General features: G+C 73.2%; 14 protein-coding genes. 6 read left to right on the forward strand and 8 right to left on the reverse strand.

The features are described from left to right. Nucleotides 1-76 precede the first annotated feature (76 nt). Genes ACZ3I4_RS09795 through ACZ3I4_RS09805 form a run of 3 tightly spaced genes read left to right on the forward strand, consistent with a single transcriptional unit; the run spans nt 77 to nt 4555 of the window. Complete coding sequence (locus ACZ3I4_RS09795; RefSeq protein ID WP_465381492.1) at nt 77-1600, forward strand: AMP-binding protein; 1524 nt, start codon at nt 77-79, stop codon at nt 1598-1600. Further along, on the forward strand, nt 1597-3783 hold the full coding sequence (locus ACZ3I4_RS09800) for a CaiB/BaiF CoA-transferase family protein (protein WP_465381493.1): 2187 nt from the start codon (nt 1597-1599) through the stop codon (nt 3781-3783). Before ACZ3I4_RS09795 ends, ACZ3I4_RS09800 begins: the two co-directional genes overlap by 4 nt. 4 nt (nt 3784-3787) lie before the next feature. Continuing rightward, a complete protein-coding gene (locus ACZ3I4_RS09805; protein WP_465381494.1) occupies nt 3788-4555 on the forward strand; it encodes an enoyl-CoA hydratase/isomerase family protein in 768 nt (255 codons plus the stop codon). Here the strand turns inward: ACZ3I4_RS09805 and ACZ3I4_RS09810 are convergent, their stop codons facing one another. The 4 genes from ACZ3I4_RS09810 to ACZ3I4_RS09825 all read right to left on the reverse strand — a co-directional run bounded on the left by ACZ3I4_RS09810 (nt 4556) and on the right by ACZ3I4_RS09825 (nt 6680). Then, a complete protein-coding gene (locus ACZ3I4_RS09810; RefSeq protein ID WP_465381495.1) occupies nt 4556-4726 on the reverse strand; it encodes a nuclear transport factor 2-like protein in 171 nt (56 codons plus the stop codon). Between the two features lie 175 nt (nt 4727-4901). Then, nucleotides 4902-5336 carry an SRPBCC family protein gene (locus tag ACZ3I4_RS09815; RefSeq protein ID WP_465381496.1) on the reverse strand — a complete coding sequence of 145 codons (435 nt, stop codon included), beginning with the start codon at nt 5334-5336 and terminating at the stop codon, nt 4902-4904. Next, a complete protein-coding gene (locus tag ACZ3I4_RS09820; RefSeq protein ID WP_465381497.1) occupies nt 5333-5644 on the reverse strand; it encodes an ArsR/SmtB family transcription factor in 312 nt (103 codons plus the stop codon). Before ACZ3I4_RS09820 ends, ACZ3I4_RS09815 begins: the two co-directional genes overlap by 4 nt. 37 nt (nt 5645-5681) lie before the next feature. Next, nucleotides 5682-6680, reverse strand: coding sequence for a hypothetical protein (locus ACZ3I4_RS09825; protein WP_465381498.1), 999 nt, complete (start codon nt 6678-6680; stop codon nt 5682-5684). Between the two features lie 59 nt (nt 6681-6739). On the opposite strand from ACZ3I4_RS09825, the gene ACZ3I4_RS09830 reads away from it, so the two are divergent. Continuing rightward, entirely contained in the window at nt 6740-7333 is a 594-nt protein-coding gene (locus ACZ3I4_RS09830; protein ID WP_465381499.1) for a TetR/AcrR family transcriptional regulator, read from the forward strand. A gap of 26 nt (nt 7334-7359) precedes the next feature. Here the strand turns inward: ACZ3I4_RS09830 and ACZ3I4_RS09835 are convergent, their stop codons facing one another. From ACZ3I4_RS09835 to ACZ3I4_RS09845, 3 genes are all read right to left on the reverse strand, one after another. Next, the gene (locus ACZ3I4_RS09835) at nt 7360-8301 is read right to left on the reverse strand and encodes a hypothetical protein (RefSeq protein WP_465381500.1); all 942 of its coding nucleotides are present in this window, start codon (nt 8299-8301) and stop codon (nt 7360-7362) included. Nucleotides 8302-8449: 148 nt separating this feature from the next. Continuing rightward, entirely contained in the window at nt 8450-9589 is a 1140-nt protein-coding gene (locus ACZ3I4_RS09840) for an FAD-dependent monooxygenase (RefSeq protein WP_465381501.1), read from the reverse strand. Nucleotides 9590-9598: 9 nt separating this feature from the next. After that, nucleotides 9599-9841 carry a hypothetical protein gene (locus ACZ3I4_RS09845; RefSeq protein ID WP_465381502.1) on the reverse strand — a complete coding sequence of 81 codons (243 nt, stop codon included), beginning with the start codon at nt 9839-9841 and terminating at the stop codon, nt 9599-9601. A gap of 55 nt (nt 9842-9896) precedes the next feature. Here ACZ3I4_RS09845 and ACZ3I4_RS09850 point away from each other — a divergent pair, with 55 nt between their 5' ends. After that, a complete protein-coding gene (locus ACZ3I4_RS09850) occupies nt 9897-12602 on the forward strand; it encodes an ATP-binding protein (protein ID WP_465381503.1) in 2706 nt (901 codons plus the stop codon). Nucleotides 12603-12649: 47 nt separating this feature from the next. Here the strand turns inward: ACZ3I4_RS09850 and ACZ3I4_RS09855 are convergent, their stop codons facing one another. Next, entirely contained in the window at nt 12650-13084 is a 435-nt protein-coding gene (locus ACZ3I4_RS09855; protein ID WP_465381504.1) for a universal stress protein, read from the reverse strand. A gap of 143 nt (nt 13085-13227) precedes the next feature. Between ACZ3I4_RS09855 and ACZ3I4_RS09860 the strand changes: the two genes are divergently transcribed. Further along, nucleotides 13228-13818 carry a TetR/AcrR family transcriptional regulator gene (locus ACZ3I4_RS09860; RefSeq protein ID WP_465381505.1) on the forward strand — a complete coding sequence of 197 codons (591 nt, stop codon included), beginning with the start codon at nt 13228-13230 and terminating at the stop codon, nt 13816-13818. Nucleotides 13819-13820 lie beyond the last annotated feature (2 nt).

The raw sequence follows: 13820 nt of genomic DNA on the forward strand, positions 1-13820 counted from the left end.
GTCGCCGAAACCCGTGACAGAGCCGCCGAAAACCGTGACAGAGCCGCTGAAACCCGTGACAGAGCCGCCGAACCCGGTGACAGCGAAGCCGGAGACGGTGGTCGACGTTCTCGTCCGGCGGGCCGAGAATGACGCCGCGGCGGTCGTGGCGACGTTTCACGGCGCGGGCAGCATCACGGCGGGCGAGCTGCTCCACGGGGCCGAGCGGGTCGCCCGGCTGCTGTCCGCGCCGCGGCTGGGCCTCGGCCCGCACGCCCCGGTGATCACGTGCCTGCGCCCCGGCGGCGCCCTCGCGGCCGTCGTCGCTGGAGTGGCCCGGGCCGGGCGGGTCGAGGTGCCCGTCGCCCTGGACTCGCCCGGAGGCCGGCACGCGGACGCCCCGGTCGCCCTGATCGGGACCGCGGCCCTGCAAGCCAACCCCGCACTGGCCACCCTGGCCCCGGCCGTTTTCACGGTGGACGACGGCGGCGGCCCGGGCACCCTCGACGAGCTGCGCCCGGGCCCGCTCCCCCGGCTGCCCGCGCCCGGCGACCCGGCGCTGGTGCTGAGCACGTCGGGCACCACCGGACGGCCCAAGGGGGTGCTGTTGCCGCATTTCGCCGGGGTCCGGCACGCGCGGCGGGTGAGCGACTCGATGGGGTACGGCCCGGACGACGTTCTCTACAACGCTTTCCCGTGGAACCACGTCAACGTGCGGCACACCGGCCTGCTGGCCGCGCTGGTCAGCGGCGCGCGGCTGCTGGCGGTGCCGCGGTTCTCGGCGTCGGCGTTCTGGGCGATCTGCCGGGACGAGGGCGTGACCGCGTTCAACTTCATGGGTGCGGTGGCGGCGATCCTGTTGCGTACGGCGCCCGGCCCCTCGGACATGCGGCATCGCGTCACCCGGGCCTATGGCGGGCCGGCCCCCCGCTGGCTGGCCGAGCAGTTCCGCTCGCGCTTCGGCGTCCAGCTGATCGAGGCGTACGCCTGCACCGAACTCGGCGACGTCACGTCCAACCGCGTCGGCGACGTCGCGCCCGGAACGGCCGGAAAACCGCTTCCCGAGTACGAGGTGACGCTGCGCGGCGCCACCGGCGAGCTTGTGCCCGCGGGTGCGGTCGGCGGCATCACGGTCCGGGCCCGGCACCCGCACATCAGCAGCCTCGGCTACACCGGCGTCGCCGGGGACCGGCCGGAGTGGATCGCGACCGGCGACCTGGGACGGTTCGACGGGGACGGCCGGCTGGTCTTCTGCGGCCGGCACTCCGATGTGATCCGCCGCCGTGGCGAGAACATCTCGGCCTGGGACGTGGAGTCGGTCGTGGCGGCCATGCCGGGCGTCCGGGAGGCGGCCGCGGCCGGGGTCAGCTCCGAGTTCACCGAGGAGGACGTGCTCGTCGCCGTGGTCCCGGTCGCCGGGACGACACCCGACGACGTGCACGCGTGGTGCCGCGAGCGGCTGCCCCGGCACGCGTGGCCCCGCTACATCGCCGTCCTGAAGTCGTTGCCCCGCAACGGTTCCACCAAGGTCAGCAAGCTTGCTCTCCGCGACCCGGCGGTGGTGGCCGCCGCGGCCGACCTGGAGCACCTGAGGCGTATCCCCGGAAAGGATCGACAGTGAGAGTCCTGGACCTGACCGACGAGCTCGGAGCGGCGGCGATCCGCGCCCTCGTGGGGCTCGGCGCCGACGTGATCCGACCGGGCACCGACCCGGACGGGGATCGGGCGGCCGAGCTGCACTGGTATGCCGGAACCCGGACCGCCGCCCACGGGGACCTCGACGCCCTCGCCGCCGAGGCCGACGTCGTCGTGGAGAGCGGGCCGGTCGCCCGGCTGCGCGGCGTCACCGCCGACGGCGAATCGCGCTGGCCCTCGCTCGTGCACGTGGTGGTGACGCCGTTCGGGCTCACCGGCCCGCGCCGCGACTGGCTGGCCGACGACCTGATCGCGGCCTCGGCGGGCGGCATGACGTGGCTCGGCGGACGAGCGGACGGACCGCCCAAGCCGCCCCCACGCGAGTCGGCGCTGCAGGTGGCCGGGGCCCACGCGGCCATCGCCGCCTATCTCGGCATGCTCGCCCGCGACCGGGACGGCATCGGCCAGCTGATCGACGTGTCGGCGCAGGAGGCGGTCGCGGCCACCCTGGAGACCGGTGCGATCGCCTGGATCCACGGCGGCGCGTTCCCCCGGCGTACGGGCGGAATCTACGGCCACGTCGCGCATCGGGTGTTCCGGGCGGCCGACGGGTACGCCGCCGGTGGCTACTCGGGCAGCAACCGGATGTGGACCGACCTGCTGGCCTGGATGGACGAGACCGGCGAGGCCGGCGACCTGACCGGCGAGAAGTACGCCGACGCCGTGTTCCGCTGGAACTCGCGCCCGCACGTGGACGAGATCGTGGCCCGGTTCGCGGCCCGGCGTACGGCGGAAACGCTCGGCGAAGAGGGACGGCGGCGCGCCTTGCCGTGGGCCGCGGTCAGCCGGGCCGACCAGCTCGCCGAGAATCCCCAGCTGCGGGCGCGCGGCTTCTTCATCGAGGTGGACGGGCTGACCGACGTCGGCTACGCCGTCAAGCTGCCCGCGTCCGAACCGGGCTCGAAGACCTGGCGGCGCGGCGGCCCGGGTCAGCCCGCGCTGGCCGGGCTGCGGGTGCTCGACCTGACCTGGGTGCTGGCCGGCCCGTACGCGACCCGGCAGCTCGCCGACCACGGCGCCGACGTCATCAAGGTCGAGTCGAGGCACCGCCAGGACCCGACCCGGTTCGCGCCTTCGATGCGGCTGCGGCCCGGGGCCACGCACGACGACGGCGGCTACTTCCTCAACTTCAACCGGGGCAAGCGCTCGATCGCCGTGAACATGCGCACCGCCGAGGGCCAGGACATCGTGCGCCGGCTGGCCGCGCAGTGCGACGTGGTCATCGACAACTACAGCCCCGGCACGATGGCCAAGTGGGGCCTCGACCACGACTCGCTGGCCGCCGCGAACCCCGGCATCATCGCGGTCTCGATGTCCGGGGTCGGGCAGGACGGGCCGTGGCGCAACGCGGTCACGTTCGCCGACACCCTGGCCGCGATGTCCGGGCTCACGCACGAGACGGCCGACCCGGGCGGCGACCCGCAGGGGCTGACGTTCGGGCTGGGCGACATGGTGGCCGCCAACGCCGCCGTGCTGGCCATCGTGGCGCTGCTGAAGGAGGAGCGCGGCGGGTTCGTCGACCTGTCGCAGCTCGAGGCCATGGCCGCGTCGATGGGCCCGGCCCTGCTCGAGCAGCAGCTGGGCACGCCCGCGACCGGGGCCACGCCGGCCTGGCCGCACCGGCTGGCCCACCGTTCGCCGCACGGCGTCTACCCGGCGCTCGGCGAGGACCGGTGGGTCGCGATCGCGGTCCTCGACGACGCGCAGTGGCGGACGCTGGCCGGGCTGACCGGCGTACGGGAAACCGGGTTTTCGCTGGCCGAACGCAAGGCCGACGAGGAGCGCATCGACAACGAGCTCGCCGCCTGGACCCGCACGCGGGGCGCCTCCGAGGTGGCCGAGCTGCTGCAGGCGCACGGAATCCCGGCCGCCGTGGTGAACACCGGCGAGGATCTCACCGATCTCGATCCGCAGCTGGCCGCGCGCGGCTTCTATCCCGTGCTGCGTCACCCGCTGGCCGGCGAGGTCCGGCACGAGGGCAGCGTTCTGAGGCTTTCCCGTACGCCTGCCCGCGTCGAGCGTCCCGCGCCGCTGCTGGGCGAGCACACCGATGTGGTCCTGACCGAACTGCTCGGTGGCGTCGCCGCCGGGCCCGATGTCCTGGAGTGATGCCGTGACCTTCCTCACCGTCGGCGTGGCGGACGGGGTCGCCACCGTGGTGATCGATCGCCCGCCCGCCAACGCCGTCAACCCGGAGCTGATCGAGGAGTTCCTGAGCGTCGTTCCGGGCCTGTCGAGCGATCCGGCCGTACGCGTCATCGTGCTCACCGGCGTCGGCCGCTTCTTCATCGCCGGCGCCGACATCGCGGTGATGCGGGACCTGTCGCTGGCCAATCACGTCGAGATGCGCCGCTGGATCGAGGTGCAGCGCCTGCTCGAACTGGCCCCCAAGCCGGTGATCGCCGCCCTCAACGGCCACGCCCTGGGCGGCGGGGCCGAGTTGTCGCTCGCGTGCGACCTGCGCCTGGCCGCCGAGTCGGCCACCATCGGCTTCCCCGAGATGCAGCTGGGCCTGTTTCCCGGTGCGGGCGGCAGTCAGCGGCTCCCCCGCCTGCTCGGCGCGCACCGGGCCAAGCTGCTGATGATCGAGGGCCGCCGCCTGTCCGCGGCCGCCGCCCTCCAGCTGGGACTGGTCGACGAGGTGGTGCCGGACGACGAGTTCGCCTGGGCCGTCGCCGACCGGGCCCGCGTCTGGGCGGCCAAGCCCACCGCCACGATCGGCCTGCTCAAGACGTCGATCCAAGAGGGCGCGTCGCTCGACATGGACGGCGCGATGGCGGTGGAGTGGTCCGCGGTGCAGCGGGTGATCGCGAGCGAGGACGCCGCCGAGGGCCTGCAGTCGTTCCTCGACAAGCGCAAGCCCGTGTTCCGCGGCAAGTGACTACGGCAGCGGAACCACGTACGAGTCGACCCGGGCGATCCGGCCGTCCCGGAACGTGAACAGGTCGTTGAACGCGAACCGGAAGGGGCCGTGGCCGACACTGACGCCGCGGCCCTCGCCGGCGGTGACGACGACCGGGCCGTCCTCGAAGACCCGCTGCACGTCGAGCACCGGGCTGCCCTCGAACGCGGGGTTCTCGATCTCGCCGTCGAACTCGGCCTTGCCGCGCGTGGTGCGGTGACCGTGGATGACCCTTCGACGTCGTCGGTGAGGGTGGCGAGGATGCGCGGGTGGTCGCTCGCCCGGAAGCCGGCGAAGTATTCGGTGACGAGGTCGCGCTGCACTGTCATGGTTTCTCCACGTGGACGGCGAGGGCTTCGAGGATGGACGCGAGCCCGTCGGCGGCCTGGGCCGTCCGCAGCTCGGGCGGAAGCTTGCGCTGGTGGACCGTGAGGGCGGTGCCGTCGCCGTCCGGCCGCAGGGTGACGGTGGTGCGCAGGCCGGTGACGGGCTCGTCGAACACCAGCTCGTGCGGCTCGGCGACGCCGGCGTAGACGAACCGGAGCCGTCGCGCGGAGCCGTCCGGGCCGAGCGTGTCGAGCGCGAACCCGCCGCCCGGCCGCAGGTCGACGGTGACCGATTCCGGCGGCACGGTGGCGTGCGAGCCGCCCCAGAACGCGGCGATGCCGGCCGTGGTGGTGAAGGCCGTCCAGACTCGCGACAGCGGGGCGGCTAGCTTCCGGACGGCGATGAGCTCGTCACCGGAAAGCGCCGGTCTCATGAGAGATGCTTCTCGAGGACGTCGAGGCGGTCGTTCCAGGTGTGCCGCTGCTCGTCGATCCACGACCCGAGCCGCGCCAGCTGGTCGGTCCGGAGCCGGCAGGGCCGCCGCGTGCCCTCGCGCCGCTGCTCGACCAGGCCGCACCGGCGCAGCACCCCGACGTGGTGCGAGATCGCCTGCTGCGTCAGCTCGAACGGCTCGGCCAGCTCGCTCACGGTGGCGTCACCGCGGGCGAGCCGGCTGACCAGCGCCCGGCGCACGGGATCCCCGAGCGCGGCGAACGCCGTATCCAGGTCGGTCACAGTCATGCCGGCACGGTAGCACAAACACATGTTTGTGAAAGCACTAGTTTGTGGATTGGTAGGCGTCCGCCACGGCGGCGAAGGCGGCCTTGGGCTCCCAATGGCCGTCGTCGAAGACCTTGACGATGCCGAAGCTCGCCCGGTCGAGGTCGTCGCGCGGGTCGCCGTCCGGACGGTGCGGATGGCTGGCCAGGGAGAACAGGTGGACGAACGTGCTGTCGACGCCCGCGCGGCCGAAGACGTCGAGCAACTCGGCCAGGTATCGCGCCTGGTCCGCCTCGTCGCGCTCGTAGGAGCCGTCGAGCCGCACGGGCCGGCCGGTCACCGGGTCGTGCTCGACGATCTCGCCACTGCGCGGGGCGACGTCGCCGGCGCCCCGCCACGTCGCGCTGCCGAAGCCGGAGATGGCCACCGGCTTGGGCTGGGCGACCAGATCCCGTACGGCCTCGGGGAACTGCGCGGCCACCTCGGCCGAGCGGATGAGTTCCAGGGTCACGAAGTCGAAGAGCTCCCAGTCGCCGGCCTCGAACGGGATGGCCGCGTAGGTCACCTTGCCGCGGAAATGCTCCCGGATCCGGGGCACGGCGGTGCGCAGGAAGCGGTCCAGCCGCTCGCGGGCCTCGGGCATACGACGCTGCGGGTCGGCCAGAAGAGACGCGAGACGGTCGGGCAGGCGGTCGCCGTCGAGGAAGCCGCGGTTCATGAGGGTCAGTTCGACGCCGGCCACGAAGACGACCTCGGCCCCGGCGGCCCGGATCCGCTCGGCCCGCACGGCACAGTCCGCGAACAGCTCGAGAACCTCGTCGGGGGTCAGATCCAGAGGGTACGGCGAGAACCAGATCTCCAAGCCCAGGGCGGCCGCGGCCCCGGCGGCCGACTCGAGGCGGGCCGGGTCACCGCCGACGAGGTGGACGGCGTTGCAGTGCAGTTCGTCGCGGAGGACGGCGAGATCACGGCGGACGAGGGCGGGGTCGAAGTGCTCGACCGAACTGCGTCCATTTTGGACGAAGCCGGTGTCGTAGGTGATGCCTCGGGCTCTCATGCCTCCGGGACCCTAGGCAGAATTTTGCGTGCACGCAACTTTCTGCGAGACTGACTCCCGTGACGCTTCGCGAGCGGAAGAAACAGGCCACCCGGCAGGCGCTGACCGCGGCGGCGCTGCGGCTCGCGCTGGAGCACGGCCCCGACAACGTCCGGGTGGACGACATCGCCGACGCCGCCGGCGTCTCCCCGCGCACCTACAACAACTACTTCTCGAGCCGGGAGCAGGCCATCGTGGCCGCGCTGACCGCCGATCACGTGACCCGCCTCGGCCCGCCCGGGACCCCGCTGAGCGACGCCGTCACGGACGCCGTCACGGGCCTCTACACCGGCGGCGGCCCGCCCGAAGCCCTCGCGATGCTCACGGCCAGCGCCTCGTTGCGGTCCCGCTACGTCGACACCGTGACCACGCTCGAGGTCCCGCTGAGCGAGGCCATCCTCGAACGCCATCCCGAGGCCGGCGCGCTGACCGCCCGGGTGCTGGCCGCGGCGGTCAGCGCGGCCGCCCGGGTCGCGCTCGACCAGTGGCTGCGGTCGGCCCACGTCCCGGCGTCCATGCCCGGCTTCGTCATCCCTTCCGGCTCGCTGCCTGAGCTGGTGCGGGCCGCCCTGCTGCCCTTGCGCCCGGCCCTCGACGCCGCCGGCGCGAGCTGAGACCGTGTTCGCCCCGGCGGTCTCGGTCAGTTGTCCTGGATCCGGAAGGCGTGCGGTTGCCAATCTCGGAACCTCGCACGAAGGTGCCCCATCTCGTTTTGCAGCGCTGCGCACCTGTGCCGGGCGCTTTCTGTATCCGCACTGCGCACATTCGCCGAGGCCGTCGTTTCGACGAGGTCCCGGCACGCCAACTCCAGGCCGTCGAGATATCCGTCCAGCAAGTCGCGCGCGGCCAAGCAGGCCGGGTAGTTCGTGCCGCCGGGGCGCTGCGGCCCGCGCAGGCGCTCGACGATCTCCCTACGGTCCTGGGCGGAGCGCGCTTCGCGATTTTCCAGGGACCTGCGGAACCGCTCCCCTGCGGCGTCGACCTCGTCGATGAACCTCTGCATCTCCCAGGCGGCCAGATCGGGCCCTGGCAGCAAACCTTCGAGCGCGTCCGTCCAGAAGCAGACCGCCAGTCGCTCTCTCGGTGCCGCGACCAGATTGCCGTCATGCACGAGCCACAGCGCGACGACGTAGACGGAGACCGCGTCCGGGGGAACGGAGCGAGCCCGCAGGCGAATGTCGAAACGCTCGACCTCCAGCGGCGGTATTCGCTGCATCAGTTCGAGCTCGGTCGCCTGTCCTTGTGCCTCATCCGCCGGCGGTAGCCCCCCATCGTAGGTTCGCGACGACGGCAGGTACCCGGCGAGCACAGGCTCGATGTTGGGCAGAACCGGCCGGTTGATCAGCGCGGCGTGCTCGGCCAGCACCGTGGCGCGTGTCACGATCGACGGCTGGTTGCCGGCGTTACGGACGACGATGTTCAGCACACTGACGGATCCGCTCGCCTCGGAATCCGACGGGCCGACGGAGACCTCCAGAACCTCCAGGCGAGATCGCGGCGCTCGGCGCGCCCGCAACACCGCGGCGCCCCCGATCAGCGCCGCGAAGAGCGCCGCGGCCGCCGCGATCATGGCCTCCGTCACCACCTCACTCTAGGCAAGTTCGAGAAGCGTCGATTCGACTGAGTGTCCGTTTCTCCAGGATCGCTCGAATCACCCGGTCAAGATGCCGGCGCGGCGGCCGGCCGGGCCTTCGCCGAAGATGGCGTTTCATGACTGGACCGGGACGGTTTCAGCGGGACAGTTCGGCCAGGTTCATGGCCAGGCGGCGCTGGACCGACGGGGAACGGCCGACGAGACCGAGGACGGCGTTGCGGCCGGCGCGCAGCAGCGGGTTGCGTACGGTGGCCGCCCTGGTCATGCGGTGCGTCGTGGCCACGACGCCGGCCGCGACCGGGCGTCGCTCGGCCTCGTAGGCGTCGAAGTCCGCCGGATCGCCCGCGAGCACCCGGGCCAGGGCGATCGCGTCCTGGATGCCGGTGTTCATGCCCTGGCCGCCGGCCGGGCTGTGCACGTGGGCGGCGTCCCCGGCCAGGAAGACCGGACCGCTGCGGTAGGCGCCGGCCAGACGGTGGTGCACGCGGAAGCGCGAGCTCCAGCCGAACCCGGTCACCCGGCCGGGCGCGGTGGCCGGGCCCCGCGCGTCGAGCAGCCGCTGCACGTCGGCCGCGACCGGATGCTCGGGGGCGTCGTCGAGGGTCGCCACGATGCGGTAACGGTCGCCCGGCAGGGGCGCGACGACCACCAGGCCGGTGGGCGAGAAGAACAGGCTGACCTCGTCGCGCGGGTACGGCCAGTCCATCGTCACGTCGGCCAGCACGAACGACTCGGCGTAGCGGTCGCCGGTGAAGGCGATGCCGGACTGCTCGCGGACGGCGCTGTGCATGCCGTCGCACCCGGCCAGGTAGCGCGAGCGGATCTCGTAGGTGTCGCCGCCGGGCCCGGTGACCTTGGCGGTGACCCCGTCGGCGTCGTGCGCGAGGCTGGTCACCCTATGTCCCCAGCGGACCGTTCCGCCGCTCGCGGCCAGGTGCCCGGCCAGGACCTCCTCGGTGATGTTCTGCGGGAGCATCAACGTGTACGGGAATTTGGTCGGCAACCCGCCGAACGGCACCCGCAGCAGCACCCGGTCACGATCGCGGACGGCGAAGGAGGGCACCACGATGCCCCGCCGGCACAGCTCGTCACTGATTCCCAATTCGTCGAGAACTTCCAGCGTACGGGCGTGAATGACCGCCGCCCGCGAGGTGTTGGCGCCGCGCTCGGTCTGGTCGAGCAGCACGTGATCGATGCCGCGGGCGGTCAGCGCGCAGGCCAGGGCAAGCCCGGTCGGTCCGGCGCCGGAGACGAGAACTCGGGTTGTTTCGGACATCAGGACTCCTCAGGGCGTGTCGACCCGCTCGATGCGGGTCACGGTGGTGGCCGCGGCCACGTAACGGGGCAGCTGGCTCAGCGCGGCGGTTTCGTCGTCCGCGGTGGCCTGCCACCACACCTCGTGACCGCCGGTGCGGCACGAGGCCAGGGCGTTCGCGTGCCGCAGCGGGCTGGCGAAACCGCGGAACGCGGCGAACACGACCCCGCAGTCGCCGGCGTCGTGTCGGTTGTGAAGAAGGAATCGCGGCACAGATCGAGCGTCGTGGCCGTCGCGCGGATCGACATCGGGGTGCGACCCTGATCCGGTGAAGCAGAGGCACGGCCTGGTCGGGCGCGAGGCCGAACTGGCGGCGTTCGGCGCGGCGCTGACCGGAACCGAGGCCGCAACGCTGGTGATCGCGGGCGAGCCGGGCATCGGCAAGAGCCGCATGCTGGCCGAACTGGGCCGGATGGCCGACGAGCGCGGCATGCTGGTGCTCAACGGCAGCGCCTCCGAGTTCGAGCGGGACCTGCCGTTCTGGCTGTTCGTCGACGCGCTCGACGAATATCTGCGGGCGACCGGGCCGGAGGTCGACGACGAGACCCGGGCCGAACTGGGGCATCTGCTGCCGTCGTGGCCCGCCCCCGCGTACGAGGGCCGCGGCGACCCGCGCTACCGGGCCCACCGGGCCATGCGCCGGCTGCTGGAGGCGCTGGCCGGCCCGGCCCCGCTCGTGCTGCTGCTCGACGATCTGCACTGGGCCGACGAGGGATCGGTGGAGCTGATCTGCGCGCTGCTGCGGCGGCCCCCGGCCGCGCCCGTGCTGCTCGCCCTGGCCATGCGGCCGCGTCAGACGGCCGGGCGCCTGACCGCCGCCCTCGAACGGGCCGCGCACACGCGCCTCGACCTGACGCCGCTCACCCCGGCCGACGTACGGATGCTGCTGGGCCCGGAGAACGAGAACGCCGCCCGGCTGCACGCCGAGAGCGGCGGCAACCCGTTCTATCTGACGCAGCTGGCGCGGGCCGGGCGGAACCGGAGCGCCGGCCGATCCGCCGAGGACGCGGTGTCGACGGCCATCTCCGACGAGCTGGCCTCGCTCGACCGCGACGTGCGCCGGGTGCTGGAGGGCGCGGCCGTGGCCGGTGACCCGTTCCTGCTCGAACTGGTCGCCACCGCCGCCGAACGCACCGAGCCGCAGGTGGCCGAGGCCCTCGACGCGTTGCTCGATCGCGATCTCGTCCGGCCGACCGAGGCGCCGCGAAGGTTCCGGTTCCGGCATCCGCTCCTGCGCCGGGCCGTCTACGACACCGCGCCGCGAGCCTGGCGGGTGGGCGCGCACGAGCGGCTGGCCCGCGCGCTGGCCGAGCGTGGGGTGCCGCCGGCGGCGCGGGCCCACCACGTCGTGCAGGCCGCGCGTCCGGGTGATCGGGCCGCGGTCGAGCTGCTGCGGGCGGCGGGTGACGACGTGGTGCTGCGCGCGCCCGGGGACGCCGCCCGCTGGTATCGGCACGCTCTCGACCTGCAGCCCGGCGACCCGGGGTTGTGGGCCGCATTGGGCCGGGCGCTGGGTGCGGCCGGCCGTCTCGATCAAGCCCGGGATTCCCTCGTACGGGCCCTGGCCCTGATGCCGGACGACGAGCCCACGGCCCGGGTGTCGCTGATCGCCGACTGTGCCGGCATCGAGCAGACGCTGGGCCACCACGACGCGGCGCACCGGCGGCTCACGGCGGCGTTCGAGACCGTACGGGAAATCGACTCGGCCGAAACCGCCCTGCTCATGAGCGCCATCGCGCAGGACCATCTGTTCCGCCTCGAATTCGGGCCGGCCGTCGACTGGGCCCGCCGGGCCCGCGCCACGGCCGGGCGGCTGGGCGATCCCCTGGTCGTCGCGGAGACCGCCATGCGGCTCGGGTTCAGCGCCGCGTTCGCGGGCGCCGACGACGCGGTCGACGCCTGCGCCGAGGCGGCGGCGCTGCTGGACGCCGAGACCGACGAGCGGATCGGGCACTCCCCCGATCCCATCGTCGCCCAGCTCGCCGCGGCCGAGCTGCTGGCCGGCCGGCTCACCGACGCGGCCCGGCACGCCGACCGCGCGCTCGGGCTGGTGCACCATCACATCCCGGTGATGTTCTGGGGCGGCCTGGTGCGGGTCGCGCAGGGCCGGCTGCCCGACGCGGCGGCCCTGCTCGACGACGCCATCGACGTGGCCCGCACGTCGGGCAGCCCGTCCCTGCTGGGCTGGACCCTGCTGGCGCGGGCGTCGGCGGCCACGAGCAGCGGCGAACCGGCCGTGGCGCGAACCCTGGCCGAGGAGAGCGTGGAGGCCCTGGGGCGTACCGGGAGAACGCTGCCCGGCGTGTGGTCGCGGCTGACCCTGGCGACGGCGCTGGCCGATGCGGGCGAGCCGGCCGGGGCCGAACGCCTGCTCGTCCCCGACCTCGACGCGCTCCCCGCCCCGCTGCGCCCGGCCGCCCAGGAACTGCTCGTCCGCTGCCGTCTGGCCGCCGGCCAAGTCGGCGAAGCAGCCGCGCTGACCGGCCTCACCGGCCGGGCCGCCGCGGCCGTCGCCCTCGCTCAGGGCCGGGCCCGGGAAGCGGCCGAGCTGGCCCTGGCCGCCGCGGCGACCGGCTTCGTGCTCGAGGAGGCCGCGTCCCGGTTCCTGGCGGCGCGAGCGCTGGCCGAGGCGGGCGACACCGGGGCCGCCGTACGAAATCTGCAGTTGGTCTGTGAGATCTACGAGCGCTGCGGGGCGCCCCGGCGGCGGGCCGAGGCGGAACGGTTGCTGCGGCGGCTCGGCCACCGGCGCGTCCACCACCGCAGCGCACCCGGCGCCCTGACCGGCCTGACCGGGCGGGAGCTGCAGATCGCCCGTCTGATCACCGAGCGCCGGACCAACGCCGAGATCGCCGAGGAGCTCTACCTGAGCACGAAGACGGTGGAGACCCACATCCGCAACGTCTTCCACAAGCTGTCGGTGACCTCACGGGTCGAGATCGCCCGGGCCGTCGAACGCCACGATCGCGCCTGATGCCGTCTCGGGGTCCGACCCCGATGTCGCCGGGGCGAGGATCGCGGTCAGGGCACGACGGTGACCGGCCAGCGGCCGCAGCGGACGAGCTTGGAGCTCAGGGAGCCCGCTATCCGGTGCAGCGCCTGGGTCGAGCGGCCCACGATGACGGCGTCGGCCCGCAGCTCGTGGGCGGCGTCGACGATCTCGGTGTAGGGCTCGCCGGTGCGGACGACCAGGCGGGCGTCGACGTCGATCTCGGCCAGCCGCTCGGTGAACATGGTGCGCAGCTCACGCTCGACCGCGTCCTGCGTCTCGATCACCGTGGCCACCGCGCCGCCGGTGTCGGCCAGGGGCAGAAGACCCGAAGGGTGCGTACGCACGTAGAGCGCGACCAGCTTGCTGCCCTGGCGGCGGGCCAGACCCGCGGCATAGGCGGCGGCGCGCAGCGAGGACGTGGAGCCGTCGATGCCCACCAGGATCGTGCCCGGCCCGTCCTTCATGACCACACGCCCTTTTACTCAACGCCCTATTACTGACCAAAGCCCTATTACTGACCAACGCTTTACTGAACGCTAGGTGTTCACTTATCCAAAGTGTATCGTGACGGTAACCGTTCAGCAATGTGTGAGGAAGGGGTCCGCACATGGTGAGCAGCGGACGCCCCCGCGATCCCGAGGTCGACCGCCGCATCGCCCGGGCCGCCCTCGACCTGTTCGGCGACGCCGGGTGGGCCGGGTTCGCGATGGAGACGGTGGCCCGGCGGGCCGGGGTCGGCAAGGCGTCGCTCTATCTGCGCTGGAACAGCAAGGAGGCGCTGCTGACCGACGCGCTCACGGCCAGCCTGCCGCACGTCAGCGACGTCGACACCGGCACGCTGCACGGCGACCTGGTCGAACTGGCCACCCAGATCCTCGACGTGTACGCCGGCCCGTCGAGCCGCGCCGCGCTACGCCTGACGCTCGAGGCCGCCAAGATCCCGGGCATCGCCGAGCACTACGGCGCGACCCGCCAGGCCCAGATCCAGGCCGCCCGCGGCATCGTCCGGCGCGGCATAGCCCGGGGCGAGCTGCCCGCCGCCACCTCGGTGACCCTGCTGCTCAACACGGTGATCGGCGGCGCCATGATGCACGCCCTGACCACCCCGCCCGACAAGCGCCCGGCCCTGGCCGCCGACACGCCGGCCCAGGCCCGCCGCCTGGTCGACTTCCTGCTGACCACGGTGGCCGCCCACTGAGC

It is taken from the genome of Actinoplanes sp. NPDC021490 (assembly GCF_055562135.1).